This is a genomic window from Vicinamibacterales bacterium (assembly GCA_035699745.1).
In the GTDB taxonomy this organism is placed as follows: Bacteria; Acidobacteriota; Vicinamibacteria; order Vicinamibacterales; family 2-12-FULL-66-21; genus JAICSD01.
In genome coordinates this window covers 48736-74831 of sequence record DASSPH010000055.1, presented here as the reverse complement: position 1 = coordinate 74831, position 26096 = coordinate 48736, and the positions used below count along the sequence as shown (strand labels likewise).

22 protein-coding genes are annotated in these 26096 nt (G+C 70.1%); 10 read left to right on the top strand and 12 right to left on the bottom strand.

All coding sequences use genetic code 11. The features are described from left to right. Nucleotides 1-11: 11 nt before the first annotated feature. The 12 genes from VFK57_12115 to ychF form a co-directional block, all read right to left on the bottom strand. Complete coding sequence (locus VFK57_12115; protein HET7696448.1) at nt 12-2507, bottom strand: glycosyltransferase family 39 protein; 2496 nt, start codon at nt 2505-2507, stop codon at nt 12-14. Then, complete coding sequence (locus VFK57_12110; protein HET7696447.1) at nt 2507-3934, bottom strand: MBOAT family O-acyltransferase; 1428 nt, start codon at nt 3932-3934, stop codon at nt 2507-2509. Before VFK57_12110 ends, VFK57_12115 begins: the two co-directional genes overlap by 1 nt. Nucleotides 3935-3938: 4 nt before the next feature. Further along, nucleotides 3939-5015: a hypothetical protein gene (locus tag VFK57_12105; GenBank protein ID HET7696446.1), complete on the bottom strand. Its 1077-nt coding sequence runs from the start codon at nt 5013-5015 to the stop codon at nt 3939-3941. Then, nucleotides 5015-6112 (bottom strand): DegT/DnrJ/EryC1/StrS family aminotransferase, encoded by a 1098-nt coding sequence (locus VFK57_12100; GenBank protein ID HET7696445.1) that lies wholly within the window; start codon nt 6110-6112, stop codon nt 5015-5017. The genes VFK57_12105 and VFK57_12100 overlap by 1 nt, the downstream gene beginning before the upstream one ends. Then, the gene (locus VFK57_12095) at nt 6102-6866 is read right to left on the bottom strand and encodes a glycosyltransferase family 2 protein (GenBank protein ID HET7696444.1); all 765 of its coding nucleotides are present in this window, start codon (nt 6864-6866) and stop codon (nt 6102-6104) included. The genes VFK57_12100 and VFK57_12095 overlap by 11 nt, the downstream gene beginning before the upstream one ends. A 13-nt stretch (nt 6867-6879) precedes the next feature. Further along, on the bottom strand, nt 6880-8109 hold the full coding sequence (locus VFK57_12090; GenBank protein ID HET7696443.1) for a glycosyltransferase family 4 protein: 1230 nt from the start codon (nt 8107-8109) through the stop codon (nt 6880-6882). Between the two features lies 1 nt (nt 8110). After that, entirely contained in the window at nt 8111-8818 is a 708-nt protein-coding gene (locus VFK57_12085) for a polyprenol monophosphomannose synthase (protein HET7696442.1), read from the bottom strand. A 25-nt stretch (nt 8819-8843) separates the two neighbouring features. Continuing rightward, a complete protein-coding gene (locus VFK57_12080; GenBank protein ID HET7696441.1) occupies nt 8844-10106 on the bottom strand; it encodes a hypothetical protein in 1263 nt (420 codons plus the stop codon). Next, nucleotides 10103-10963, bottom strand: coding sequence for a glycosyltransferase family 2 protein (locus VFK57_12075; protein ID HET7696440.1), 861 nt, complete (start codon nt 10961-10963; stop codon nt 10103-10105). The genes VFK57_12080 and VFK57_12075 overlap by 4 nt, the downstream gene beginning before the upstream one ends. Then, the gene (locus VFK57_12070) at nt 10964-11974 is read right to left on the bottom strand and encodes a glycosyltransferase family 2 protein (protein ID HET7696439.1); all 1011 of its coding nucleotides are present in this window, start codon (nt 11972-11974) and stop codon (nt 10964-10966) included. It abuts the gene before it with no gap. Next, the gene (locus tag VFK57_12065) at nt 11971-13032 is read right to left on the bottom strand and encodes a glycosyltransferase family 4 protein (GenBank protein HET7696438.1); all 1062 of its coding nucleotides are present in this window, start codon (nt 13030-13032) and stop codon (nt 11971-11973) included. The genes VFK57_12070 and VFK57_12065 overlap by 4 nt, the downstream gene beginning before the upstream one ends. An 83-nt stretch (nt 13033-13115) precedes the next feature. Beyond that, a complete protein-coding gene (gene ychF, locus VFK57_12060; protein HET7696437.1) occupies nt 13116-14222 on the bottom strand; it encodes a redox-regulated ATPase YchF in 1107 nt (368 codons plus the stop codon). 128 nt (nt 14223-14350) lie between these two features. On the opposite strand from ychF, the gene VFK57_12055 reads away from it, so the two are divergent. The 10 genes from VFK57_12055 (at nt 14351) to murG (ending at nt 26095) form a co-directional block, all read left to right on the top strand. Beyond that, entirely contained in the window at nt 14351-14791 is a 441-nt protein-coding gene (locus VFK57_12055) for a hypothetical protein (protein HET7696436.1), read from the top strand. After that, nucleotides 14791-15678 carry a 16S rRNA (cytosine(1402)-N(4))-methyltransferase RsmH gene (gene rsmH, locus VFK57_12050; protein HET7696435.1) on the top strand — a complete coding sequence of 296 codons (888 nt, stop codon included), beginning with the start codon at nt 14791-14793 and terminating at the stop codon, nt 15676-15678. The genes VFK57_12055 and rsmH overlap by 1 nt, the downstream gene beginning before the upstream one ends. Then, nucleotides 15675-16067 (top strand): cell division protein FtsL, encoded by a 393-nt coding sequence (locus VFK57_12045; protein HET7696434.1) that lies wholly within the window; start codon nt 15675-15677, stop codon nt 16065-16067. Before rsmH ends, VFK57_12045 begins: the two co-directional genes overlap by 4 nt. A 246-nt stretch (nt 16068-16313) precedes the next feature. After that, nucleotides 16314-18161, top strand: coding sequence for a penicillin-binding protein (locus tag VFK57_12040; protein ID HET7696433.1), 1848 nt, complete (start codon nt 16314-16316; stop codon nt 18159-18161). Further along, entirely contained in the window at nt 18158-19672 is a 1515-nt protein-coding gene (locus VFK57_12035; GenBank protein HET7696432.1) for a UDP-N-acetylmuramoyl-L-alanyl-D-glutamate--2,6-diaminopimelate ligase, read from the top strand. Before VFK57_12040 ends, VFK57_12035 begins: the two co-directional genes overlap by 4 nt. A gap of 3 nt (nt 19673-19675) precedes the next feature. After that, nucleotides 19676-21115, top strand: a complete 1440-nt coding sequence (gene murF, locus VFK57_12030) for a UDP-N-acetylmuramoyl-tripeptide--D-alanyl-D-alanine ligase (protein ID HET7696431.1) — start codon at nt 19676-19678, stop codon at nt 21113-21115. Further along, entirely contained in the window at nt 21115-22206 is a 1092-nt protein-coding gene (gene mraY, locus VFK57_12025) for a phospho-N-acetylmuramoyl-pentapeptide-transferase (protein HET7696430.1), read from the top strand. Before murF ends, mraY begins: the two co-directional genes overlap by 1 nt. Further along, the gene (gene murD / locus VFK57_12020) at nt 22203-23588 is read left to right on the top strand and encodes a UDP-N-acetylmuramoyl-L-alanine--D-glutamate ligase (GenBank protein ID HET7696429.1); all 1386 of its coding nucleotides are present in this window, start codon (nt 22203-22205) and stop codon (nt 23586-23588) included. Before mraY ends, murD begins: the two co-directional genes overlap by 4 nt. Before the next feature lie 264 nt (nt 23589-23852). After that, nucleotides 23853-24983, top strand: coding sequence for a putative lipid II flippase FtsW (gene ftsW, locus VFK57_12015; GenBank protein HET7696428.1), 1131 nt, complete (start codon nt 23853-23855; stop codon nt 24981-24983). Beyond that, nucleotides 24980-26095 carry an undecaprenyldiphospho-muramoylpentapeptide beta-N-acetylglucosaminyltransferase gene (gene murG / locus VFK57_12010; protein HET7696427.1) on the top strand — a complete coding sequence of 372 codons (1116 nt, stop codon included), beginning with the start codon at nt 24980-24982 and terminating at the stop codon, nt 26093-26095. Before ftsW ends, murG begins: the two co-directional genes overlap by 4 nt. The last annotated feature ends 1 nt before the right edge of the window (nt 26096 follow it).

The window sequence follows — 26096 nt, the reverse complement described above, 5'->3', positions numbered from 1 at the left end:
GGGCGTGCGGGTCATCTTACCGCCACGCGATCCAGCATGACGCCGAGATCGCGGTCGTCATTCGTGCCGAGCGTGCGAAGCGGATTCCACGCCGGCGTGCGGATGGTCACGCGCACCGGTTCGCCGCCGGCGGCCGCCGCTGCCGCGACCTCACCCGGAATCGGCACCTCGTAGTCGCGGAAGCCGCCGCGCACGCGAACCGTGCCGAGCGCGCGGCCGCCGATGAGGACGGTGACGTCGGCCGCCGGCGCCGCCGCGGGCCGGCCGCCGTCGGCCATCGACAGCACCAGCGTCTTCGCGCCGGGGGGAACGCGGTCGACCACGAGGAACGACTGCGCCTGGGTCCAGCGATAGGTGATGCCGTTGGACTGTTCCTTGGCGTGAAAGCGGAGCACGTGGAGATCGTCGCCGACGCCGACGTCGAGCGTGTCCGGCGGCGGCTCCGTCGACCGCGGGCCGAATACGTAGACGCTGTAGTCGAACTCCTTCTGTTTGCTGAAGCGCGGATAGGCGTTGCGCGGCGAGTCGTATTCGGGGACCTGGAACCGGACGCTCTCGATCGGCTCGACCGTCCAGCGCGACGACAGCAGGTCGGTGCCGCCGCCGCCGAGGAACAGCACGCGCCGGTAGCGCGTGCGCGCCGCGTCGAGGAACGCGGCGAAGGTGGGTTTGTCCGGCACCGGGGTCGCCAGCACCAGCACGTTGCGGCCGTAGATGTAGGCGAGCGGGAGCGCCAGCACGTGAACGTCCGAACCGGCATCGCGTGATTCGGCGATCAGGAGGTCGTCGTCTCCGATTCGTGCCGCCAGCGCCTCGAGCCGCGCTGCGATGCCGGCGTACTCCACGTGCTCCACGACCGGCCGGGCGGCGCGGGCGTAGTGAACCGCCAGCAGCGCCAGGAACACGATCCCGATCGGTCCGCGGATCGCGCGCGTGAACAGCAGCCGGCCGCGCACGCCGGTCAGCGCGGCGCCCGCCACCAGCAGCAGCGCCCCCGGGAGGATGACGGGAACGAACCGCCGCGCCATCCAGAAATGATCCGGGACGATGCGAATCTTGTAGAAGAAGAACAGCGAGAACGCGGTGATCGTCAGCATGAACGCGGGGTCGCGCCAGAAGATGGAGCGCGCCAGGAGCGCGTAGCCGACGAGCGCCGCGATCAGCGCCGGTACGGTGAAGTAGAAGTTCGCGAAGGTCCGCAGCGCGTGGGCGTCGTAGTCGGTCAGCTTTCCTCCGGGCTGCCGCAGCAGGAACGCGTACGCCGCCAGCGCCACAACGATTACCGTCAGCACCGGCGGCAGCAGCGCGGTGACCCGGCGCGATGCGGCGTCGGAACGCCGTCCGGCGGCGACCAGACCGATCAGGACGATCCCCAGGGCGGCAAGCGCGATGAACTGCCACGCCGGGACGCGCCACAGGAATGCCAGCGGGACTTCCACGTAGGCCCGCATCGGACCGGTGTAGTACCACCACGCGAGCGCCGCCGCCGCGGCGAGCGGCGGCCAGAACGGCCAGTGGAACCGCTGACGGACCGCGTAGCCGAGCAGCACGCCGGCGATCACCGCGGCGGCCGCGACCACGGCGTCGACTCTCAGAAACAGCAGCAGCCCGAGCAGGACGGCGGCGACCGGCGCGAAGAACGCGTCGCCGTCCACGTGTGCGCGCGCGCTGGCGAGGATCGCCGCCAGCAGCAGCGCCTGCATGACGATGTCGGCGTTGGGATAGCGCGCGAACCAGAGCTGGATGACGTGCAACGACAGGAGCAGCGCTGCCGCCGCCGCGGCAGGACGGCCGAGCAGCCGCGCGCCGAGGCAATACACCGACAGCACGCCGAGCACGCCCCAGAACACGACCGCCATGCGCGCGCCGGTCAGGCCGTTCAGCCCGTAGCCGATCGCGATCGACGCCGGGAACACGTGGGGGAACTGCGCGACCACGCGGCCGCGATCCGGGTCGAGGATGTAGAACCCCATGAACCGCGGGGCGAGGTATTCATCCGCCGGCCGGTCGCTCGGCAGGAACAGATCGCGGGCAAATCCCGGAACGGCCGCCACGACCGGATCGGCCGCGACCAGCGCGCCTCGCTGCGCGATCTGGATTCCCTCGTTGACATACACGCCCGGGTCCTTGCCGCCGATGATGTATTCGGCGGGCGGAAGGAACCGCCACGCGGCGAACACGGCGAGCAGGATCGGGACGATCACCGCGGGCCCGGCGCGGCGCGCCGCCGGCCCCAGCCGCACGTCGAATCGCGCCGCCGCCGCCAGCGCCACGACGAGCACGCCGTCCGCGATGAGCAGCCGTTCGAAGCTGTACCGGTGGGCCGCCGCCAGCGCGAGCACCACCACGATGGAGGTCGCCGCGCTCAGCACGATCGCCCAGAAGGCGCGCTCCTCCGCCGGCAGCGCCGCACGACGGTCGCGATCCGCGAGCGGCAGCCGGAAGATCGCCCACCCCGGCAGCCAGCAGACGCCGGCGACGCGCAGAAGGAGCAGCAGCAGATCCATCAGAACTGGAAGTAGATGAAGTCCGAACCGCCGAAGTTGCCGAACAGCAGGATCAGATAGAGCGTCGCTACATAGATGGTATAGCGCACCCCGATCGGCAGTCTCGGCACGGCGAGGACATCGTCTGCCCGCGCCTCGAGGAGATGGACGATGAGCAGCGGACCCGTGTAGACGAGCAGCGGGACGAGCAGGCCTGGAATGTCGGCCGACCCGGGCGCGAACTGCGTGAACAGGCTGACCGTCAGCTCGCGAAGCTTCCCGAACGAGGTGGACCGGAAGATGAGCCAGCCGTAACACGTCAGGTGGAACATGACGGCCCAGGCGGCGAAGCGCCAGGCCGCGGTCAGCTTCGAAAACGCCGCCTCGAACGGCCGGTAGAGAATCAGCAGGATTCCCTGGTAGACCCCCCAGAGCACGAAGGTCCATGCCGCGCCGTGCCACAGCCCGCCGAGCAGCATGGTCACGAAGAGGTTGCGACGCGTCTTCCACGCCCCGCCGCGGCTGCCGCCGAGCGGGATGTAGAGGTAGTCACGCAGCCAGGTCGAGAGGCTGATGTGCCAGTGACGCCAGAACGCCTGCGGCGTCGTCACCAGGTAGGGAAAGCGGAAGTTCTCGATCAGCTCGATCCCCATCCATTTCGACGTGCCCCGCGCGATGTTCGAGTAGCCGGCGAAGTCGCCGTAGATCTGGAATGCGAACGCGTAGGTGGCGAGCAGGACGTTGACGCCGGCAGGGTGCGTGTCCGACTCGAACACCTTCGACACCAGCGGACCGAGGTTGTCGGCGACGAAGATCTTCTGGAAGAACCCCCAGGCGCACAGCCACGCGCCGTCGCGCATCTGCTGCGGCGTGATCCGGCGCATCCCGGCGATCTGCGGCAGCAGCGCCGTCGCGCGCAGGATCGGGCCGGCGACGAGGTGGGGAAAGTACGCGACGAACACCGCGAAGTCCACCAGCTTGCGCGTCGGCTCGATCTCCCCGCGATACACGTCGATGACGTAACTCATCGTCACGAAGGTGTAGAACGAGATCCCGATCGGCAGCAGGATGCGCACGGTCACGAAGTCGAGTTGCCAGCCGAGTGCGGCGAACAGCGCGTGGAGGTTGTCGGCGAAGAAATTGAAGTACTTGAAGAAGCCGAGCAGCGTCAGGTTGAAGCCGATGCTCAGCCACAGCAGCGTCCGTCGCCGCGCCCGATCCGACGTCCGGCCCATGAGCAGCCCGCACGTGTAGTCGACCAGCGTCGAGGCGGCCAGCAGGGCGAGGAAGCGGTAGTCCCATGCCGCGTAGAAGTAGTAGCTGGCGACGAGGAGCAGCCAGTTCTGCGCGCGCCGCGCACCGGGCGGCGGCAGCAGCGCCGCCGCCGCGCGGTAGAGCCCGTAGACGACGACGAAGAACCAGAGGAACTGGAGGGAATTGAAAACCACGGCCTCACAGGCCCTGGCGCCGCAGGAACGCCTCGAGCGCGTCGGCGACGATCTCGTGGCCGCGCGGCGTCAGGTGAACCGTCTGCTGGAAGAAGACGTCCGGCCCGGGCAGGGAGGCGCGAAGCGGCGGCAGCGCGTCGAGCCGTGGCAGCGGCGCGAGCGCGGCGTCGAACCGCTCGGTCGCTGCGTCGCGAACGAGATGGCCGCCCGCGGCCGCGACCGCCTCTTTGAGCCGGCCGTAATCGGCGTCGTCCACCTGGAATCGCGCCGGCATCAGCATGACCGTCGTGCGCGCCCCCGCGTCGCGCGCCTCGGCGGCGATCGCATCCACGCATTCGCGGGTGATGCGCAGTCCGTCGGCGATGCGCGGCGCGGGATGCTCGGCGTAGGACTGCAGCGGCGGCTCGGGCGGCGCGCCGCGGCCGGAGAACCGCGAGGTGACGGCGACGAGGCGGAGCCGCAGGATCTGGAGGACCATGCTGCGCCGCACGACGCGCCGCAGCCGCGTCATCGTCGACTCGGAGATCGTTTCGGCGAGCGGGCGGTCGCGCAGGCGCGGCGCCGATCCGACCGCTTCCTCCGCGTCGTTGCCGACAAAGACCGTCGCAATCACCAGATCCGGCTGGAATGCGCGCGCGACGTGGCGGAAGAAGAGCAGTTCCTCTACCGGGCCGTAGCCCTGGACGCCGGCGTTGATGACGCGGTATCGAATCGGCCCGCCGCCGCGGTTCAGCCGCTGCTCCAGCAGCTCGCAGAACGTCTGCCGCTGGTCGACCTGAACCGCGAGCACGAGCGAGTCGCCGAGCACGACGATCCGCCGCTCGTTCGGAGGCTTGGGCCCGATCGGCTCGTCGTCCCGCACGCCCTGATCGTTGATGGCGATCACGGTGTCGAATTCCGCGGTCGCGAAGCGCACGCGGGCGCCGGGCCGCAGCCGGTAGCCGATCGCGGGATCGGGCACGAACAGCGATTGGAACGCGGGCGCCGCTTCCGAGTGACCCCAGGTGCGCAGCGCCGCTTCGAAGACCGCAAAGTTCGCCGCTGCGATCGCGGCGAGCAGCAGGAGACGTCGAACCCGCATCACGCCACGGGAGCGAACTCGCGGACCGCCGCGGCCACCTCATCGACCGTCTGCGACGTCAGCCCCGGATGGAGCGGGAGCGACAGCACTTCGGCGCAGACGCGGTCGGCGACGGGACACATCGCGGGCCGTTCGGACTGGAGCGCGGGCTGCCGCGGGATCGGCACCGGATAGTGGATCAGCGTCTCGATGCCGCGCGCTTTCAGCTGTGTCTGAAGCGCGTCGCGGCGGCGACAGAGTACCGGGAACAGGTGATACACGTGCCCGGGATCGTATTCGGCGGGGACCGCGATCGGCGCCGTCTCGAGCGCGCTGCGATACCGCGCCGCCAGCGCCCGCCGCTGCTGCGTCCAGCGCGGCAGCCATTTCAGGCGGGCCCGCAGGATCGCCGCCTGCACTTCGTCGAGCCGCGTGTTCACGCCGAATTCGAGGTGCTGGTAACGATCCGTCTGTCCGCCGTTGCGCAGGCGGCGAAGCCGGGCCGCGATCTGGCCGTCGGCGACGGTGACGGCCCCCCCGTCGCCCAACGCGCCGAGATTCTTCGTCGGATAGAAGCTGTATGCCGCGGCGGCGCCGAACGAACCCACCGGACGCCCCGCGCACGCCGCGAGGTGCGCCTGGCAGCAGTCCTCGACGACGAGCAGCCGGTGCCGCTCCGCGACCTGCATCAGCGCCGGCATGTCGGCCGGCTGACCGTAGAGATGGACGGGCAGCAGCGCGCGCGTCCGCGGTGTGACGGCCGCCTCCGCGGCGCGCGGATCGATCGTCAGTCGATCGGGATCGATGTCGGCGAAGACCGGACGCGCGCCGGTCATCATGATTGCGAGCGCGGAGTAGGCGGCTGACAGCGGCGAGGTGATGACTTCGTCCCCCGGGCCGATGCCGTGGACGCGCAGCGCGAGCATCAGCGCGTCGGTGCCGGTGCCCACGCCGACGGCGTACGGCGCGCCGCAGGCGGCGGCGAATTCCGCCTCGAAGGCCTCGAGCTCGGGGCCGAGCACGAACCAGCCGCGCGACACCACGCGATCGATGGCGGTCCGGATGTCTTGCGCGTCTTCGCCGGGCGTGAGGTTCAGGAACGGGACGCTACCGGACATTCGAATCATGAACGACGCGGCCCGGCGCCTTGAGATGCTCCCGCCGGATCACCAGCGAGACCCACAGTTTCATCACGTCCACGCCGGTGCGGAACAGCCGGCCGAAGTTGAAGAACTGCGACTTCCCGTACGCCCGGTGATAGTGGTGCACCGGCACTTCGGCGATGCGGAATCCCGCGTCCGTGATCTTCTTCATCATCTCGAGGCAGATCACGCCGCTGTCCTTCTCGAGCCGCACCTTGTCGAACACCGAGCGCCGGATCAGGCGAAAGTCGCAATCGACGTCGCGGACGCGGAGCCCGAACAGCAGCTTCACGGTGTGGTGATACAGCCGGCCGATGACGATGCGGTGCATCGGATCCGAACGGCTGATCTTGTAGCCGTTGACGACGTCCACCGAATCGTCCAGCCGCCGCCACAGGAGCTCCATCTCGGACGGATCGTACTGCGCGTCGCCGTCGGTGTAGAAGACCAGTTCGCGAGTGGCCGTCGCGAAACCGGTCCGCAGCGCGCCGCCGTAGCCGCGATTGCGCTCGTGGTGGACGACGCGCACCTCGGGGTAGGTCCGCGCCAGCTCGTCGAGAATCTCCGCGGTCCTGTCGGCGCTGCCGTCGTTGACGACGATGACCTCGAAGTCGGACGTCAGCTTGCGGGCGCTGCGGAGCGCCGTGATGACGAGGCTCGCGATAGTCCCGCTGTCGTTGTAAGCGGGAAAGAACACGCTCAGCCCCTTCACCGGGCTTTCAGCGGACATGGGGCGCCAAATGTTATCGGCTGAGTGACCTGAAGGCAAGAGCACGATCGTAAGCGAATTCGAACCGTTCCGCCGCAGCCGGCCAGCCGAAACGGGCGATGACCGCCTCGCGGCCGGCCGCGCCGAGCCGGGCGCGGCGCGCCGGATCGCCGAGCAGCGCGGTGATCGTCCGGGCCAGCGCCGCCGAGTCACGTTCCGGCACCACGGCGCCAGTCCTGTCGTCCAGGACCACGCTGCCGAGGCCGCCCGCCGCCGTCGCGACTACTGCCGTGCCCGACGCCAGCGCCTCGAGCGCGGTGTTCGGCAGCCCGTCCACGTTGCCGCTGTCGTCGCGCACGGACGGAATCGCGACGACGTCGGCGGCGCCGAACCATGCGCCGACCTCGTCCTGGGGCAGGTTGCCGAGCAGGTGCACGCGATCGGCGACGCCGGCGCGGATGGCGCGCTCATGCAGCTCCGCCGCGAGATCGCCATCCCCCGCGATCGCGAGGTGGACGGCGCGCAGCGCCGCCATGGAATCGATCAGGTACTCGAAGCCCTTCTTGCGAACCAGCCGTCCGGCGGCGACGACGAGCGGCCGATCGTCGCCGATGCCAAGACGCGAGCGCAACGCCGCGCGCCGTTCCGGCGCCGGCCGGAAGCGCGTGGTATCCACCCCGTACGGCACGACCTCGATCCGGTCCGCCGGCGCGCCGAGCGCGATCGCGCGCCGCGCCAGGTCCTCGCTGCACGCGGTTACGAAGCCGGCGCGCGCGAACACCCGCCGCGCCGCCGCGCCCGCCGGCGGGGTCCGCTCGGCGACGAACACATCCGACCCGTGCAGGCTGACGACGAGCGGCAGCGCCGGGCGGGCGGCGGCGGCGATCACGCCGCCCGGCACGACCCAGTGGCCGTGCATCACCGTCGCGCGGCGCTTCCGGGCGACGCGCATCGCCTTGAACCATCCCGCCGCGAGCGCCAGCGGCGCCGCCAGCCATGCCGCCGCCTTGAGCGTCACGTCGGCGCGGAGTCCGGCGGCGTAGCCGAACACGTTCAGCGACTCGACCGGGGCATACCGGAAGAAATGAAAGTGCACGCCGTCTTCCACCCGGCCGCGCACGATGCGCGGGTGCCACGGCGCGACGATGTGCACTTCGTGGCCGCGCGCCGCCACCGTCCTGGCGATCGGCTCCATGAACGTGCCGACGGAATCGCCGGGGAACCGCGGATACGATGTCGTCACCATCACGACGACGTGGCGCATGCTACGAGCGTGAGCGGAACACGAGCCGCCAGGGCATGATCAGCGACTCGAGGAGGACGTTGCCGGAGAGCTTCGACTGCCCGACGCGGCGCTCGATGAAGATGATCGGCACCTCGCCAATCCGCAGGCCGCGCCGCTGCGCCTCGTAGAGCATCTCGACGAGGAACGAGTAGCCGTCCGAGACCATGTCGGCGATCGGCATGCGCGCCAGCGCTTCGCGCCGCCAGCAGCGGTACCCGCTGGTGCAGTCGCTGGCCGACAGCGAGGTGATGAGCCGGATGTAGCGGTTGCCGAACGCGCTCAGAAAGATCCGATGCAGCGGCCAGTTCACGACGCTGACGCCGCGCAGATAGCGCGAGCCGATCACCAGGTCCTGCGACCCGGCGGCGCGAACCAGTTCCGGCAGGTAGTCCGGATTGTGCGACAGGTCGGCATCCATCTGGCAGATGAACTCGGCACGCCCTTCGCGGATCGCGTGGAGCAGGCCGTCGACGTACGAACGCCCCAGCCCGCGCGGCCCGGTGCGATGCATCACTTCGATGCGCCCGGGATGCCGCGCCGCCAGCGCGTCCGCCACCGCGCCGGTGCCGTCCGGCGATCCATCATCGACGACCAGCATGCGGGTGCCGTCGTACTTGAGAACGCCCTCGGCGAGGACCGGCAGATTGTCGCGCTCGTTATACGTCGGAGTGACAATCAACACGTTCATAAGTTGGTCGGCGGCTCGCGTGGGCTCACTCCGTGCGTTCGCGGGTGCGAAGGCCCGCCAGCAGGGCGGCGGTGACGATCAAGGCCGGGTCGATCACCGGGATCCGGAACCGTTCCTGCGGGAAGAAGATCAGGCCCGCCGCCACGGTCGACGCCGCCATCAGCCACAGTGCGACGGGGCCCGTGCGCCGCTGCGATTTCCGCCACCGCCACGCGCCGGCGATCGCCGCCGCGAGAACCGCCAGATAGGCCGCGACCGACGCGACGACGTACTTCGCCGAGTGTACCGCATATGACGGGCCCGCCGGCACGACCGTGTAGAACGCCTTGCGCGCCATCAACCAGAGCCAGGCGCCCGGGTTGGCGCGGATCCACGCGAACGCGTCGCGATAGTAGAGCGGCTCCAGCTCCTCCGCCGTCAATCCCGGATGCGCGCCGCGGAATTCCAGCTCGGCCCGCTTGATCGCCGGGTTCGCGGCGAGATCCCCCTCACCGACCGCCAGCGGATGGTTCCCGGTCCAGAACGTCACCCCGCCTTCGGAGGCCACGGCAATCCAGCGTCCGTAGACCCGGTGATTGCGGATCGTCCACGGAGCGACGCAGAGCGCGGCGACGAGGACGAAGATCGCCCCATGCGCCGCGCGCCTGCTCCGCCACAGCCACACCGCGGCGAACGGCAGGAAGAAGATCAGCCCCGGCCGGGTCAGAATCGCGGCGCCGGTGAGAACGCCGGCCAACGCGGTTCGCGGCTCGAGGATCGGCAGAATCGTTTCCGATCCTCGCCCCTCGCCCCTCGATCCTCGCTCCTGCAGCGCCCGCGCCGCGGCGAGCGCCAGCACCGAGAACAGCGTCTCGCTGAGTACGTATGCCGGCGTCCACACCAGCGGCGGGTACACCGCCGCGATCGCCGCCGCCGCCGTTCCCGCACGCGGGCCCGCAGCGCGCGAGGCGATCGACGCGATCAGCCAGACGATGAGCGTGCCGGCGAGCGCCTGGGCGATCTGCAGGCGCCGCGGCGCGTGGTCCGCGGGCTCGCGGAGGCCGAGGGCGGCGAGGAACAGCGGATATCCCGGAGCGCGCCCGAACTGCTGCGCGGTTCCCGGGCGCGGCTCGTCGGCGGGGTAGTGAAAGCCGTCGCCGCGCGCCACGCTGCGGCCGAGCGCCAGATACTCGCGCTCGTCGTGGGTCAGCGGCTGATCGACCCAGTAGAACAGCGCGAACCCGAGGCGCAGCGCCAGCGCGAGCGCCAGGCACGCCGGCAGCCGCAGCCGCGTCGGCGGCGCCGTCACCGCCGTCCTTCGAACCGCAGCGCGGAGATCTGCTCCGACACCAGCCCGACGAGGAACACGACGACCGCGAACAGAATCAGCAGCACCGATCCGTTGGGAATGCGCGAGTGCATCACCACGTTCCACATGCCGTAGCCGGCGCCGAGCGCGAGCGCCGCGGCGCTGATCGGCAGGAAGATCCTGAACGGGCTGAAGATCGTGATGATCTTGAAGATGATCATCAGGAACTTCGCGCCGTCGCGCGCCAGCTTGATCTTCGATTGTCCCGTCCGCTGCCGCGCGTGAATCGGCTCGAACGTCACGCTGTACCCACCCTTGATGAACGCCAGCGTCGTCGTCGTCGGCGTCGAGAAGCCGTTGGGCAGCAGATGCAGGAACTCGCGGAGGCCGGATGCGCGTGCGGCGCGGAACCCTGACGTGAGATCCGGGATGTCGCGTCCCGTGAGGTAGCTCGCGAACCGGTTCAGCAGGCCGTTGCCGGCGCGCCGGGCGTGCGTCGCCTGGGTTCTCGCCGAGCGCGCGCCGACCACGAGGTCGTAGGGGCCGAGCTTGTCCACCAGGCGGAGCGCATCTTCGGCGGGATGCTGGCCGTCGGCGTCCACGATCAGGATGTAGTCGCCGCCGGCGCGGCGGATGCCGTTCTTCACCGCGGCGCCGTTGCCGATGTTGTACGGATGTCGGACGACGGTGGCGCCGGCGGCGGCGGCGCGTTCGCCGGTGCCGTCGGTCGAGCCGTCGTCGACGACGATGATTTCCCGCCAGTGCGCCGCGCCGCGCAGCACCGCGATCACCTCGGCGATGGCCGCGCTCTCGTTGTACGCGGGGATGACGACCGAGACTGCGGAGGGATCCGCCACCTAGTGTTCCCACCGGTCGACGCGTTCGGACGCGTGCGTCACCGTCGGCCCCTCGCGGTCGCGCTCCTCGGGCGGCAGCTCGAGCCCGCGCACCCGGTAGAGCAGATCCTCGAGCAGCTTGCGGTTGGCGGAGATCAGATCCGCCACGAGGCCGATCACCAGCACCATGAAGCCGACGATCATCAGCACCGCCGCGGCGATGAGCGAGCCGGTGTGCTTGAAGCCTTCGCTTCGCAGCACGTAGTAGCCGTAGCGCAGCGCGAGCAGCACGCCGCCGCCGAAGATCGTGAGCCCCAGGTAGGTGAAGACCTTCAGCGGCTCGTACATCGCGTAGATGCGGACGATGGTGGCGCCGGACCGCTTGATATAGGAGAAGACGCTGTCGAACAGGCGCGACTCGCGCGTCCGCGGGTTGACCGCGATCGGCACGTGGGCGATGGCCATGCGCTTCTTGCCGGCCTGGATGATCGACTCCAGCGTGTACGAGAACTCGGAGACGATGGTCATGCGCAGCGCGGCTTCGCGCGTGTAGGCGCGGAAGCCGCTGGTGGTGTCGGGCACCGAGGTGTTCGACACCTGCCGGACCACCCAGCTGCCGAGCGCCTGCAGCTGCCGCTTGCGCCACGACATGTGCCGCAGCTCCGCGATGTTGCGATCGCCGATGCAGATGTCGGCCTCGCCGCGCAGCAGCGGCGCGAGCAGCCTGGGGATCTCGTGCCCGGCGTACTGGTTGTCGGCGTCGGTGTTGACGATGAAGTCGGCGCCGAGCTTCAGGCCGGCGTCGATGCCGGCGCGGAACGCCGCCGCCAGCCCCTGATTGCGCCGCAGCCGCACGATGTGATGCGCCCCGCAGGCGCGGGCCACCTCCGCCGTGCCGTCGCGCGAGCCGTCGTCGATCACCAGGATCTCGACGACGTCCACGCCGGCCATGCTCCGCGGCAGGTCGGCGAGCGTGGCCGGCAGCGTCTGCGCCTCATTGAGGCACGGAATCTGGATGATCAGTTTTTTCATCCGCCGCTCGCTTGCCTCACCAGCTTCTCAATCACGCCGTCCCAGGTGATCGTGCGCGCGCGCTCGTAGCCGGCGTCGCCCAGCGCCGCCGCGCGGCGCCGATCGGCGGCGAGCGCGTTGACGGCGTCGGCGAACGCCGACGGATCGGGCGGGCGCACGAAGCCGTTCACGCCGTCGACGACGAACTCGTTGGGCCCCCCGGAATCGGCGGCGGTCACGACCGGTTTGCGGGACAGGAACGCCTCGAGCGTGACGTAGCCGAAATCCTCGTCGAACGGCGGATACAGCACCGCCAGCGCCCGGCGATACAGATCCAGCAGCCGCTCGTCGTCGACCGAGCCGAGGAAGTCGATTCGATCGGCGACGCCCGCCTCCGCGGCGGCGCGTTCGACGTTGCCGCGCTGCGTGCCGTCGCCCGCCACCACGAGCCTGATCGGCTTATCGACGCGAGCCATGGCCGACACCAGCAGGTCGACGCGCTTCACTGCCTCGATCCGGCCGACCGACAGCACGAAGTCGCCGTACGCCGGCGGCGCGGCGCGCAGCCGGGCCGCCAGCTTCGGCGGATGATACAGCGCCTCGGCCGCCAGCCCGTTGTACTTCGCCACGCGATTCGCGGTGTTCCGGGCGTTGGCGTAGATGCGACGGCACTCCCCCAGCATCTCCGTATCCAGCCGGATCAGCGTGTCGCGGAGCCCCAGGTCCCGCTCGTTGTGCCCGAAATCGCTGTACTCGGTCCCGCACAGCTCGTACGCGGCGCGATACTGGTGAATCAGCCACGCGACCTTGTTCGGATGCCGCGCGAAATAGGTCGGAAACTTGGTCGCGATGACGAGGTCGATCGGCTGCCCGTTGCTCTCGCTCAGATCCAGCAGCCGCCACGCCGCCGCGTGCGGCAGGATCTCGTCTTTCGGATACCACTTGAACGGGACGCTCACCAGCTCCGCGTCGTAGCCGCGCGCGCGCAGCTCGCGGAGCAGCTCGCGTACGTGAACCTCCGCACCCCCGTGCACGAACGGCACTTGCGCCTCGAGTACGAGGATCTTCTGAACCGGCATCGACCGTTCCGATTATCCCGCAACTTCAGCAGCAACCGCGAGCGGGCGTGCAGAGGAGTCCGGGGGCGAAGCCCCGCGGATGATTACGTCGCGTGGCGGAAGTTGATCACGTCGCCGTCGAGGACGATGTACTCCTTCCCCTCGAGGCGCAGCTCGCCGTGCTCGCGGCACGCCGCGAGCGAGCCCCGCGCGAGCAGGTGCTCGTAGCGCACCACTTCGGCGCGGATGAAGCCGCGCTGGATGTCGGTGTGAATCTCCCCGCCCGCCTGCTGCGCGTTGGTGCCGCGCGGGATCGACCACGCGCGGTTCTCGTCTTCCCCCACGGTGAAGAAGGAGATGTACCCGAGCAGCTCGTAGCTGGCGCGGATCACGCGGTCCAGGCCAGACTCGCGCAGGCCGAGATCCGCCATGAATGCCGCGGCGTCCGCCGGATCGAGCTGCGCGATCTCCAGCTCGATCTTGGCGCAGATCGGCACGGCGCGGGTGTGCGCGCCCTGGAGGTAATCCGCGATTCCGGCAAGGTCCACCGCGCGGTCGGCCTGCGGCAGATCCGCCTCGTCGAGATTCAACACGATCAGCAGCGGCTTCGCGGAGAGGAACTGGAATCCTCTCAGCCGCCGCGCGTCGTCGGCCGGGAGGTCGAGCGTGCGGATCGCCTTGCCGTTCTCGAGCAGCGCCCGGCAGCGCAGCAGGATCTCGTGTTCCTTCTTCAGGTCCGCGTTCGCCGCCGACTTCTTCAGATCCCGTTCGAGCCGCTCGAGCCGCCGCTCGACGACGCCGAGATCCGCGAGGATGACTTCCTCCTCCATGGTGCGGACGTCGCGCGCCGGATCGACGGAGCCCGCGGCGTGCGGAATGGCGGGATCGCGGAACATGCGGACGACGTGCAGCAGCGCGTCGGCGTTGCGAAACGGGGCGACGTCGAGGAGCGCGGCCGCGCCGGTCCGCGCCCCGCCGGCGCCGCCCATGTCGGCGAACTCGACGGTCGCCGGGGTGTGCTTGCGCGGTTTGAACAGCTCAGTCAGCCGATCGAGGCGCTCGTCGGGTACGCGGGACACGCCGACATGGGCTTCCTGCCGGCCCGCGGGACGCGGAGCCTCGCGGACGCTGGTCAGGAGCTGGAAGAGGGCGGTCTTGCCGGACGAGGGGAACCCGATGAGGCCGGCGCGCAGCATGTCAGATCTGCGCATGCTAGCACGCGAAAGGGGGCGAAAGTTTAACGTAAGTCCAAGAGGCTCTACATTTTGCCGTTGACAGAAAGAGATGCCCCCTCTACTATCGCGGTGGATTTTTGTGGAGCAAAGTGGAGTAAACGGACGTGCTCCGGGGCAACTACGCCGCCAGAATCGATGACAAGGCGCGGCTCAAGATTCCGAACGCTTTCCGTGCGCTGGTCGAAAAGGCGCATGGGTCTGAAGTGTTCGTGACGAGCCTGACGGGGGACTCCGTACGGATTTATCCCATGCCGGTCTGGCTGGCCCTGGAAGAGCGCCTGGCCCGCGCCCCCTCGACTCATCCGTCCCGCACCAAGTTTCTCGACCGGGTGAACTACTACGGGCAGAGCGCCGAAATCGATTCACAGGGGCGCGTGCTGATCCACCAGCGCCTGCGCGACTCCGCCGGCATGAGCGGTGAAGTCGACGTGCTCGGCGCGGTCGATCGCCTCGACGTCTGGAATCACGATCGGCTCGTCGCCAAGATGCTCAGCGAGCCTTACACGGACGACGACGCCCGCGCCCTCTCGGAGTTCGGCGTCTGATGTCGCCCCTGCACGAGCCGGTGATGGTCCCCGAAGTGCTCACCCTGCTCGAGCCGTCGCGCGGCGGTCTGTTCGTCGACTGCACCGTCGGGCTCGGCGGCCACAGCCGCGCGCTGCTGGAGAACGGCGCCGACCGCCTGCTCGGGCTGGATCGCGACGTCTCCGCGCTGGCGCTGGCGCGTGCCGCCTTGTCCTCCTTCGGCGGGCGTGTCGAGCTGGTGCATGCGGATTACCGCGACCTCGGCCGGGTGCTCGACGCGCGCGGCATCGACGCGGTGGCGGGCGCGCTCGCCGACCTCGGGGTGTCGTCGATGCAGCTCGACGAGGCCGGGCGCGGCTTCAGCTTCCGCCGCGACGAGCCGCTCGACATGCGGATGGATCGCACCCAGGGACCCACCGCGGCGGATCTGCTCCGCGACGTGGACGAGCAGGCGCTCGCCGACGTGATCTTCCAGTTCGGGGAGGAGCGCTTTTCGCGCCGCGTCGCCCGCGCGATCGTCGGCGCGCGCCGGGAAGCGGCGATCGACACGACGTCGCGGCTGGCGGCGATCGTCCGCCGCGCCGTGCCGCACAAGGGACACCAGCGGATCGACCCGGCGACGCGGACCTTTCAGGCGCTGCGGATCTGGGTCAACCGCGAGCTGGAGGGGCTGGACGGGTTCCTCGCGGACGCGACGCGGCGGCTGCGCGCGAACGCGCGGCTGGCGGTGATCACGTTCCACTCGCTCGAGGATCGCATCGTGAAGCACACCTTCCGGGCGCTGGAGAAGACCGGCGACGGGCTCCGCATCCTGACCAAGCGGCCGCTCACGCCCGGCGACAACGAGGTCGCGCGCAACCCGCGCGCCCGCAGCGCCAAGCTGCGCGCGATTGAGAGGTTCGCATGAGCGGAATGGACTTCGAGTACGCGATCAAGAAGGACATTCGCAACAACCCGATCGTGCGCGAGGTCGACGCGGCGCGCCAGCGGCAGCTCTGGCGCTCGGTCGGCATCGGGCTGTTCCTCGTCGTGGTGCTGCTGTTCTCCGCGTGGCAGCATTTCGAGCTGCTGCGGCACGGCTATCAAATCGAACGCATGCGCCAGGAGCGCGCCGCGGAAGAGGAGATCAACCGCCACCTCACGCTCGAGATCGAGACGCTGCGCGCCCCGCGCCGCATCGAGAAGATCGCCACCGAGCAGCTCCACCTCGTCGCGCCGGCGCGCGGCCGGGCCATCGTCATCGAGCGCGTCACTCCGGCGGCGCCGCCCGACAAATCGATCGTCGCCGCACGGTAGACAGGCGCGTCCGGACATGGCGATCACACCAGAGCGCATCCAGTCGCTGCTCGAAGCCGGACGAGGTCTCGGCCTGGCAGCCTTCGGCCACCGGCGGAATGGCGCGCGACCCTCCGCTCGCGCATTCTCATCGCCGCCGCCGGCCTGGCGCTGTGGACCGCGGGCATCGAGGCGCGCCTGGTCTATCTGCAGGTCGTCGCGCACGAGGACTTCACCACCCGCGCCGATCGGCAGCAGCTGCGCACCGTGATCCCGCCCGCCAAGCGCGGCGACATCTTCGATCGCAAGGGACGGCTGCTCGCCTACAGCGTCGACGCCGACACCATCGCCGCGGTGCCGAACGAGATCGACAACCCGGCGGAGGTCGCGGCGCGCGTCTGCGCCGCGCTCGACGGCTGCAACGCCGAGCGCCGGCAGGGGATCGCGAGGAACCTCTCGAAGCGCGCGCCGTTCGCCTACATCGCCCGCCAGGTGACGCCCGACGAGGCGCGGCGCGTCAAGGCGCTGGCGCTGTCCGGCATCATGCTGCTGAAGGAGAGCCGCCGCTACTACCCGAACAGCGAGCTGGCGGCCCACGTCATCGGCTACGTCGGCCTCGACAACGTCGGTCTCGGCGGCATCGAGTCCGCCTACGACTCGCAGATCCGCGGCCGCGCCGGCAAGGTCCTGCTGCAGACCGACAACCTGCGGAAGGCGATGTTCAGCCGGGTCGAAACCCCGCCCACCGCGGGCGCCGGCATCGAGCTGACGATCGATCAGTACCTGCAGTACGTCGCCGAACGCGAGCTGCGCGCCGGCGTCGAGGAGAACCGCGCCGAAGGCGGAACCGCGATCGTCATGGATCCGTCGAGCGGCGAGATCCTCGCGCTCGCCAACTGGCCCACGTTCAATCCCAACGCGTTCGGCCGCGTCGACGACGCCGTCCGCCGCAACCGCGCCATCCAGACGCTCTACGAGCCGGGCTCGACGTTCAAGATCGTCACCGCGTCGGCGGCGCTGGAACAGAAGGTGATCCGGCCGGATTCGCTGATCGAGACCAGCCCGGGCTTCATCACGTTCCCGGGACGCAAGCCGATCTACGACACGCACCACTACGGGACGCTCGACTTCACCGACGTCATCGTCAAATCGAGCAACGTCGGCGCGATCAAGGTCGGTCTGAAGGTCGGCCCGGAGGTCCTCACGCAGTACGTGAACCGGTTCGGCTTCGGCCAGACGCTCGGGCCGGATTTCAAGGGAGAGACCGCCGGCATCGTCTGGAGCGCCGATCGGCTCGACGCCAGCGCGCTCGCCTCGGTGGCGATGGGCTACCAGGTCGGCGTGACGCCGCTGCAGATGGTGAGCGCCGTCAGCTCGGTCGCCAACGGCGGCCACCTGTTCCAGCCTCGCGTCGTCCGCGCCTTCATCAGGGACGGCCGCCGCATCGACGTGCCGGCGAAGGAGATGCGGCGCACGATCGAAGCCGGGACGGCAGCGACGCTGACGACGATCATGGAACAGGTGGTCGAGCGCGGCACCGCGAAGGCGGCGCAGATCGAGGGGTTCACCATCGCCGGCAAGACCGGCACGGCGGCGAAGCTCGTCAACGGCCACTATCAGACGTCCGATTACAACGCGTCGTTCGTCGGCTTCATTCCCTCGCGCAACCCGCGCCTGGCCATCCTCGTGGTGATCGATTCGCCGCACGCCAGAGGGCACACGGGAGGGGCGGTGTCCGCGCCGGTGTTCAAGCGCATCGCCGAAGCGGCGGTGACGTATCTCGGGATTCCGCCGAACCTGAATCCGCCGCCGCCGGTGCTCGTCGCCCGGCGCGACGCCGCCGACGCCACCGGCGTGATGCCGCAGCCGGCGCGCACCGCCGCCGTGCTGCCGGCGGAGGTGGAGCCGGTGCGCGACGGCCTGATGCCCGATCTGCGCGGGCTCAGCGCGCGCGAAGCGCTGCGGCTGCTGTCGAAGCTCGGGATGACGGCGCGGATGAGCGGCGACGGGTTCGTCCTCGATCAGCTGCCGCTGCCCGGATCGGCGGTGCTGCGCGGCGAGGCCTGCGCGCTGAAGCTGGGCCGCCGCGTGATGGCCAACGGGGGCGCGCCGTGACGCTGCGCGAGCTGTTCGCCGCGACGTCGTTCCGGGACCGCGCCCCGGCTGTCGCAGACGATCGCCAGGTCACGGGCGTCGCTTACGACTCGCGCCAGGTGAAGCCGGGCACGGTGTTCGTCGCCTTGCGCGGCGTCAACGCCGATGGCAGCCGGTTCGCGCCGCAGGCGATCGCCAACGGCGCGATCGCGGTCGTCGCCGAGACCGCCCCCCCCGCGGGCGTGTCGGTGCCGTGGATGCGCGTCGCGGGCGCGCGCGCCGCACTGGCCGAGCTCGCCGCCGCCTTCCACGGCCATCCCAGCGAGGAGCTGGTGCTCGTCGGGATCACGGGCACCAACGGCAAGACCACGACCTCGTACGTGCTCGCCTCGATCTTCGAAGCGGCCGGGATCAAGTGCGGCCGCATCGGCACGATCGGCTACCGCGTCGGCGGGCGCGAGCTGGAGGCGCCGCGCACCACGCCGGAGGCGCCCGAGCTGCAGCAGATGCTCCGCGGCATGGTGGCCGACGGCTGCGGCGCCTGCGTGATGGAGGTGTCGTCGCACGCGCTCGCGCTGCGGCGCGCCGACAGCCTGCGGTTCGCCGCCGGGGTGTTCACCAATCTCACCCGGGACCATCTCGACTTCCATGGCGACATGGAGGCGTACTTCGGCGCCAAGCGCCGGCTGTTCGAGATCCTGCCCGCGGGGGCGGTCGGCGTCATCAACGTGGACGACCGCCGCGGCTCGGATCTGATCGCCGCCGCGAAGCGGCCGGTGACCTACGCGATTGACGCGGCTGCGGACGTCCGTCCCGGCCCGCTGACCTTCACGCTCGACGGGCTCGAGTTCGAGATCCGCACGCCGCGCGGCACGCTGCACGTGCGGTCGCCGCTGGTCGGCCGCCCGAACGCCTACAACATCATCGCCGCCGCGGCGACCGCGATGGCGCTCGACTTGCCGTTCTCGGCCATCGAAGCCGGCGTCGCCCGCCTGGAGAACGTGCCGGGCCGCTTCCAGGTCGTCTCCGCGCCGGCCGACGACGTGCGGGTCATCGTCGACTACGCGCACACCGACGACGCGCTGAAGAACCTGCTCGAGACGGCGCGTCCCCTCGCCACCGGCCGCGTCGTGACCGTGTTCGGCTGCGGCGGCGACCGCGATCGCACCAAGCGGCCGTTGATGGGGGCGGTGGCGGCGCGGCTCAGCGACCTGGTGATCGTCACGTCCGACAACCCGCGCAGCGAAGATCCGGAGCGGATCATCGACGAGATCCGCCGCGGCATCGTGAGGCCCGCCGACCGCATCGCGCCGAAGGGGCAGCAGAAGGGCACGCCGTCGCTCGCCATCGTCGATCGGCGCGAAGCGATCGAGAAGGCGATCAAGGACGCGCGGTCAGGCGACCTGATTCTGATCGCCGGCAAGGGGCACGAGAAGTACCAGGTGATCGGCGACCGGACGCTGCCGTTCGACGACGTGGACGTGGCCCGCGCGGCGCTGGGACGGCGGCGCAGCGGATCGCGGGTGACCTGACCGGTGGCGGCCATCGCGCTCACCGCCGCGGAGATCGCCGCCGCGACCGGCGGCACGATCGTCTCCGGCGATCCGGCGCGGCGGGTCGAGCGATGGTCGATCGACACGCGCACGCTGCAGCGCGGCGATCTGTTCGTCGCCATCCGCGGCGACCGGTTCGACGGGCATGAATTCGTCGCCAGCGCGCTGGCCGCGGGAGCGGCCGGGGCAGTGGTGACCGCGACGCCGGCCCTGCCCGAGGCAGGAAACCCGTCGACGGGCTCACGCCCGTCGCGGGGCGAGGGGGGACCGGCGCCGCTCTTGATCAAGGTCGCGGACACGACGCGGGCGCTGCAGGACGGCGCGCGCGAGGTGCGGCGGCGATCGGGCGCCAAGGTGGTCGCGATCACCGGCAGCGCCGGCAAGACGACGACCAAGGAGTTGACGGCCGAGTTCCTGGCGGGAACGCGGACCGTGTTTCGCAACAAGGGGAACTTGAACAACCACATCGGCCTGCCGCTCTCGCTGCTGGAGCTGCGCTCGAAGCCGGACGTCGCGGTCGTCGAACTGGGGATGAGCCATCCCGGCGAGATCCGCACGCTGGTCGGGATCGCCGAGCCGGAGGTGCGCGTGTGGACCAACGTCGGCGACGCCCACCTCGGGTTCTTTGCCTCGGCGGACGCGATCGCCGATGCCAAGGCGGAGATCCTCGAGCAGGCGCGGCCCGGCGACCTGCTGGTGTCCAACGCGGACGACGAGCGGATTCAGTCGCGCGCCCAGTGGTTCGGGGGCAGGATTCTGACGTTCGGTCTATCGGATCGAGCTCATGTGCGCGCCAGTGCCGTGCGGCATCGCGGCCTCGACGGGATGAGCGCGATCGTGACCTCTCCCGCCGGCACCTTCGAAATCGAGACGCCGCTGCTCGGGTCCGGCAACCTCCTCAACGTCCTGGCGGCGGCGGCGGTGGCCATCGACCTGGGCGTGCCTACCGACCAGATCAGTGCGCGCGCCGCGGCGATGAAGCCGGCGGCGCACCGCGGCGAGCTGCTGCGCCTGCCCGGCGGCGTGACGCTGATCGACGATTCCTACAACTCGAGCCCGGCGGCGTTGACGCGCGCGCTGGAGACGGTCGCCGCCGCCACGGGGAGCGCGCGGAAGATCGCGGTGCTCGGCGAGATGCTGGAGCTGGGCGAGCACTCCGTCCGCCTGCACGAAGAGAGCGGCGTCGCCGCCGCGGCCGCCGGCCTGGCGATGCTGATCACCGTCGGCGGCGAAGCCGCGGAGCGGATGGCCGATGCCGCCCTCGCGGCGGGCGTCCCGACCGTCATTCACGCGGCGCACAGCGACGAGGCGACGCGGGTCGTCCTGCAGCGCGTCCGCCCCGGCGATCTGGTCCTGGTGAAGGGCTCGCGAGGCATCCGCACCGACATCGTCGTCGATCGCCTCAAGGCGGAGTTCGCCTGATGCTGTACCACCTGCTCTACGAGCAGCTCCACTCGGAGTTCGGGGTGCTGAACGTGTTCCGCTACATCACGTTCCGCACCGCCGGGGCGAGCGTGACGGCGCTGGCGTTGAGCCTGGTGCTCGGGCCGATGATGATCCGGCGGCTGCGCGAGTTCCAGATCGGCCAGGTGATCCGGCAGGACGGGCCGCAGACGCACCGCGCCAAGGCGGGCACGCCGACCATGGGCGGATTGCTGATTCTGTCGTCGGCGCTGATCCCGACGCTGCTCTGGGCCAATCTGACCAACCCCAACATCTGGATCGTGGTCATCGCGACCGCCGCGTTCGGCGCGGTCGGCTTCGCCGACGACTACCTCAAGATCGTGCGCCGCTCGCACCACGGCTTGTGGCCGCGCTACAAGATGGGCTGGCAGGTGGTGATCGGGCTCGCCGTCGGCGGCGCGCTGATCGCGCTGACCGCGCTCGATCTCTACAACACGCGGCTGGTCTTTCCGTTCTTCAAGCGGTTCATCCCGGATCTCGGCTGGGCCTACGTCCTGTTCGCGATGTTCGTGTGCGTGAGCTGGACCAACGCGGTCAACCTCACGGACGGCCTCGACGGCCTCGCGATCAGCGTGTTCGGCGTCGCCGCCGCGGCGCTGACGGCGCTCGCCTACGTCAGCGGGCATCGCGTCTTCGCGGAGTACCTGCAGCTCCAGACCGTGTCGCCGCTGATCGGCGAGCTGACGATCTTCTGCGGCGCGCTGGTCGGCGCCAGCCTCGGCTTCCTCTGGTACAACTCCTATCCCGCCGACATCTTCATGGGCGACGTCGGATCGCTCGCCCTCGGCGGCGCGCTCGGGACGGTCGCGCTCCTCATCAAGCAGGAGTTCGTGCTGGTGATCGTCGGCGGCGTCTTCGTGCTCGAGGCCGCGTCGGTCGTGGTGCAGGTCGCGTCGTTCCGCCTCACCGGCCGGCGCGTGTTCCGGATGGCGCCGCTGCACCACCACTTCGAGCTGATCGGCTGGTCGGAGCCGAAGGTGATCGCCCGGTTCGTGATCCTCGCGATCATCTTCGCGCTGTTCAGCCTCACCACCCTGAAGCTCAGATGACGGGCAGCACTCCTTTCACGGTCGCGGGACGGAAAGCGGTCGTCGTCGGCGCCGCGAGAAGCGGGGTGGCGGCCGCGGAGCTGCTGGTGCGCCGCGGCGCCACGGTGACGCTGACCGACCTTCAGCCTTCCATCCCCGAAGAGGGGCAGCTGCGCAACGCCGGCGTCGAGCTCGAGCTCGGCGGACACCGCGCCGGGACGCTGCGATCGGCGGATCTGATCGTGCTGAGTCCGGGCGTGCCGCTGACCCAGCGCGACGTCGCCGCGGCGCGCGCCGCCGGCGTCCCCGTGATGGGGGAGCTGGAGCTCGCCTCACGCTGGCTTCGCGGGCGCATCGTCGCCATCACCGGCACCAAGGGCAAGTCGACGACCACGACGCTGACGGGGCGGATGCTCGAGGCCGGCGGCCATCGCGTGCTGGTCGGCGGCAACATCGGGCACGCGCTGAGCGCGCAGGTGGACGATTCCACGGAAGAAACGATCCACGTCGTCGAAGTGAGCAGCTTCCAGCTGGAGGGGTCCGAGACCTTCCATCCGTGGATCGCGGTGCTGTTGAACTTCTCGCCCGATCACCTCGATCGCCACGCGGACCTGGCGGAGTACGCGGCGGCCAAGGCACGGATCTTCGCGAACCAGACGTCCGACGACTGGGCGGTGCTCAACGCGGACGACGAGCCGTCCCACGCGCTGGCGCAGGAAGCGCGCTCGCGGCGGCTGCTGTTCGCCACGTCACGCGACCTGCTGGAAGGGGTGCTCGTCGCCCGCGACGCGATCGTGCGGCGCACGCGCGACGGCGAGCAGGCGCTGGTGCCGCTGTCGTCGGTCAAGGTGCTCGGCCGGCACCTGCTGGCCGACGTGGTCGCGGCGACGGCGATCGCATCGCTCGCCGGGGTCGCGGCGCCCGCGATGGTGCGCGCGGTCGAGACCTTCACCGGCCTCGAGCACGCGCTGGAGCCGGTCGCGGAGATCGCCGGGGTGCGCTTCGTCAACGACTCGAAGGCCACCAACATCGAGGCGGCGCTGCGCGCGATTCAGAGCTTCGCGCCCGGCCTGGTGGTGATCCTCGGCGGCCGCTTCAAGGGCGGCGACTTCGCCGACCTGACGTCCGCCCTGGTGGAGCGATCCGCGTCGGTCGTCGCCATCGGGGAAGCGGCGCCGCTCGTGCGCGAGGCGTTGTCACCCGCGGTGGCCGTGCACGACGCCGCCGACATGGTGGCAGCGGTGCGGACCGGGTTCGCCCTCGCGTCCCCCGGCGAAACCGTCCTGCTCGCCCCGGCATGCGCGAGCTTCGACATGTTCAAGGACTACGCCGAGCGCGGCCAGGTCTTCAAACGCGAAGTGGCGCGGCTCGAAAGCGAGTGGAGCGGCATCAGGGAACAGTGACTCGACGCGGGAAGCGGGAAGCGGGAAGCCGGAAGCGGGAAGCGGGAAGCGGGAAGCGGGTAGCGGGGAGATCGATATCCCCGAGGAGTGAGTTGTCATCAGTCGGTAATGGCGGAGAAGAGCTGGCCGCTGGGAACGCAGGCTGCCCCGGTCTGCGAGGTCGGTGTCTTCCCTCACAACCGGCTGATGACAACTGACTGCTCGGGGGTTGTTTCGGTTCCGCCCCGGCCGGGCTTTAGCCGGCAGGCGTGACGGTACGATCAAATGGCCAGGAAACTCAAATCGGACAAGCTGCTGTTCATCGCCATCCTGGTGCTGGTCTGCGCCAGCCTGGTGATGGTCTACAGCGCCTCGGCCGTGATCGCGCTGGAGAAGCACCAGCACCCGTCGTTCTTCCTGTTCAAGCAGGCGACGTTCGCGCTGCTCGGCCTGGTGCTGATGCCGGTGCTGATGCGCGTCGACTACCGCAACTACCGGCAGCCGATCGTCCTGTGGACGGCGCTCGGGCTGGTCGGGCTGGCGCTGATCGCCGTGCTGTTCGGCCCGCGCATCAACGGCGCGCGGCGGTGGTTCGGCGTCGCCGGCGTCGGCGTGCAGCCGTCCGAGTTCGCCAAGCTCGCCGTCATCTTCTTCGTGGCCGCGATCCTCGAGCGCCGCATGGACCGCATCGACGACCTGCGCTACTCGCTGGTCCCGGTCGGCGTCGTGCTCGGCGGCATCGTCGGGCTGATCCTGCTGCAGCCGGACCTTGGAACGGCGCTGTCGATCATCGTGATCGTCGCCGCGATGGTGTTCGCCGCCGGGATCAACTACCGCTACATCGTCGGACTGATGCTGGTGCTGCTGCCGGCCGCCTATCTGGTGCTGATGAGCGCCGACTACCGGCGCCGCCGCATGCTCGCCTTCCTCGACCCCTGGCAGGACCCGCTCGGCGACGGCTTCCAGGTGATTCAGTCGCTGATCGCGGTCGGCACCGGCGGCGTCTTCGGCCGTGGCCTGATGGCCGGCGTGCAGAAGCTGTTCTATCTGCCGTACCCCGAAACCGATTTCATCTATGCGGTGATCGGCGAGGAGCTGGGGCTCCTCGGCACGTCGCTGGTGCTGGCCTGCTTCTGCGTGATCGCGTGGCGCGGGCTGCGCACGGCGCTCCGCGCGCCGGATCGCTTCGGCGCGTTCCTCGCCCTGGGACTCACCGCCATGGTGGTCGTGCAGGCGTTCTTCAACATCAGCGTGGTGCTCGGACTGCTGCCGACGAAGGGAATCCCGCTGCCGTTCGTCAGCTTCGGCGGCTCGTCGCTGCTGATGAGCATGATCGGGATGGGCATCCTGCTGAACGTCTCGCAGTACGCCTCCTCCACGCACGTCATCACCACGGAAATGACGGCGGATGCATGACCCTCTCGAGCTCACTCGGGGCAGCCGCGTTGCGCGCCGTGATTGCCGGGGGCGGCACCGGCGGCCATCTGTATCCGGGGATCGCGATCGCCAGAGAGCTGGCGGCGCGGCGGCCGGGATCGACGATCACGTTCGCCGGAACGGCGCGCGGAATCGAAACCAGGGTGGTGCCGCGCGAAGGGTTCGAGCTGGATCTGCTCCGCATCGCGGGCTTGAAGGGGCGCTCGGCGCCGGCGGCGATTCGCGGCGTCGCGCTGTTGCCACTGAGCTTCGCCGATGCCTGGCGGATCATCAGCCGCCGCCGGCCGGACGTCGTGATCGGCGTCGGCGGCTATGCCTCGGGACCGGTGGTGATGCTCGCGGCGCTGCGCGGCGTGCCGACGCTCATCGCCGAGCAGAACGCCGTGCCCGGCATGACCAATCGACTGCTCGCGCGCGTGGTGAGCGCGGCGGCGGTGACGTTCGACTCGACGGTGTCCTTCTTCGGCAGGAGGGGTTTTGTCGCAGGCAACCCGGTACGTCCTGAATTCTTCGACGGGGAGCGTCCGCCGGACCGCGGCAACGGCCGGCGGGCGAAGGTCCTGATCTTTGGCGGCTCCCAGGGCGCGCACGCAATCAACCTGGCCATGGTGGAGGCGGCGCCGCGGCTGGCAGCCGCTGGCGGCGTGGACATCACGCATCAGACAGGAGAGCGCGACGTGGACATGGTCAGGAGCGGCTACCGCTCCGCGGGCCTCGAGGCCCGGGTCGAGCCGTTCCTCTACGCCATGGACCGGGAAATGAAGGGCGCGGACCTCGTGGTGAGCCGCGCCGGCGCGACGACGATCGCCGAGCTGGCCGCGGTCGGGCGCGCCGCGATCCTCGTACCGCTGCCGACGGCGGCCGACGATCACCAGAAGAAGAACGCCGAGGTCTTCGCCCGCGCCGGCGCCGCCGAGCTGATCGAGCAGAAGGACCTGACCGGTCCGCTGCTCGCGGATCGACTGCTGGCGCTGGCGTCGGATTCGCGCCGCATCGCGGAGATGGGGCGCGCGGCGCACGCCATGGCGCGCCCGGACGCGGCGAAGCGGATCGTCGACCGGCTGCTGCAGCTCGTCGCCGGCGGCGACTGAG

Bases quoted from the DNA above. Each gene is read 5' to 3' on its own strand.
- rsmH (HET7696435.1), top strand. From the start codon at position 14,791: ATGTCGCCCCTGCACGAGCCGGTGATGGTCCCCGAAGTGCTCACCCTG.
- ftsW (HET7696428.1), top strand. From the start codon at position 23,853: ATGGCCAGGAAACTCAAATCGGACAAGCTGCTGTTCATCGCCATCCTG.
- VFK57_12045 (HET7696434.1), top strand. From the start codon at position 15,675: ATGAGCGGAATGGACTTCGAGTACGCGATCAAGAAGGACATTCGCAAC.
- murD (HET7696429.1), top strand. From the start codon at position 22,203: ATGACGGGCAGCACTCCTTTCACGGTCGCGGGACGGAAAGCGGTCGTC.
- VFK57_12100 (HET7696445.1), bottom strand. From the start codon at position 6,112: ATGTCCGGTAGCGTCCCGTTCCTGAACCTCACGCCCGGCGAAGACGCG.
- ychF (HET7696437.1), bottom strand. From the start codon at position 14,222: ATGCGCAGATCTGACATGCTGCGCGCCGGCCTCATCGGGTTCCCCTCG.
- murG (HET7696427.1), top strand. From the start codon at position 24,980: ATGACCCTCTCGAGCTCACTCGGGGCAGCCGCGTTGCGCGCCGTGATT.
- mraY (HET7696430.1), top strand. From the start codon at position 21,115: ATGCTGTACCACCTGCTCTACGAGCAGCTCCACTCGGAGTTCGGGGTG.
- VFK57_12070 (HET7696439.1), bottom strand. From the start codon at position 11,974: ATGAAAAAACTGATCATCCAGATTCCGTGCCTCAATGAGGCGCAGACG.
- VFK57_12065 (HET7696438.1), bottom strand. From the start codon at position 13,032: ATGCCGGTTCAGAAGATCCTCGTACTCGAGGCGCAAGTGCCGTTCGTG.
- VFK57_12085 (HET7696442.1), bottom strand. From the start codon at position 8,818: ATGAACGTGTTGATTGTCACTCCGACGTATAACGAGCGCGACAATCTG.
- VFK57_12095 (HET7696444.1), bottom strand. From the start codon at position 6,866: ATGTCCGCTGAAAGCCCGGTGAAGGGGCTGAGCGTGTTCTTTCCCGCT.
- VFK57_12115 (HET7696448.1), bottom strand. From the start codon at position 2,507: ATGGATCTGCTGCTGCTCCTTCTGCGCGTCGCCGGCGTCTGCTGGCTG.
- VFK57_12105 (HET7696446.1), bottom strand. From the start codon at position 5,015: ATGCGGGTTCGACGTCTCCTGCTGCTCGCCGCGATCGCAGCGGCGAAC.
- VFK57_12090 (HET7696443.1), bottom strand. From the start codon at position 8,109: ATGCGCCACGTCGTCGTGATGGTGACGACATCGTATCCGCGGTTCCCC.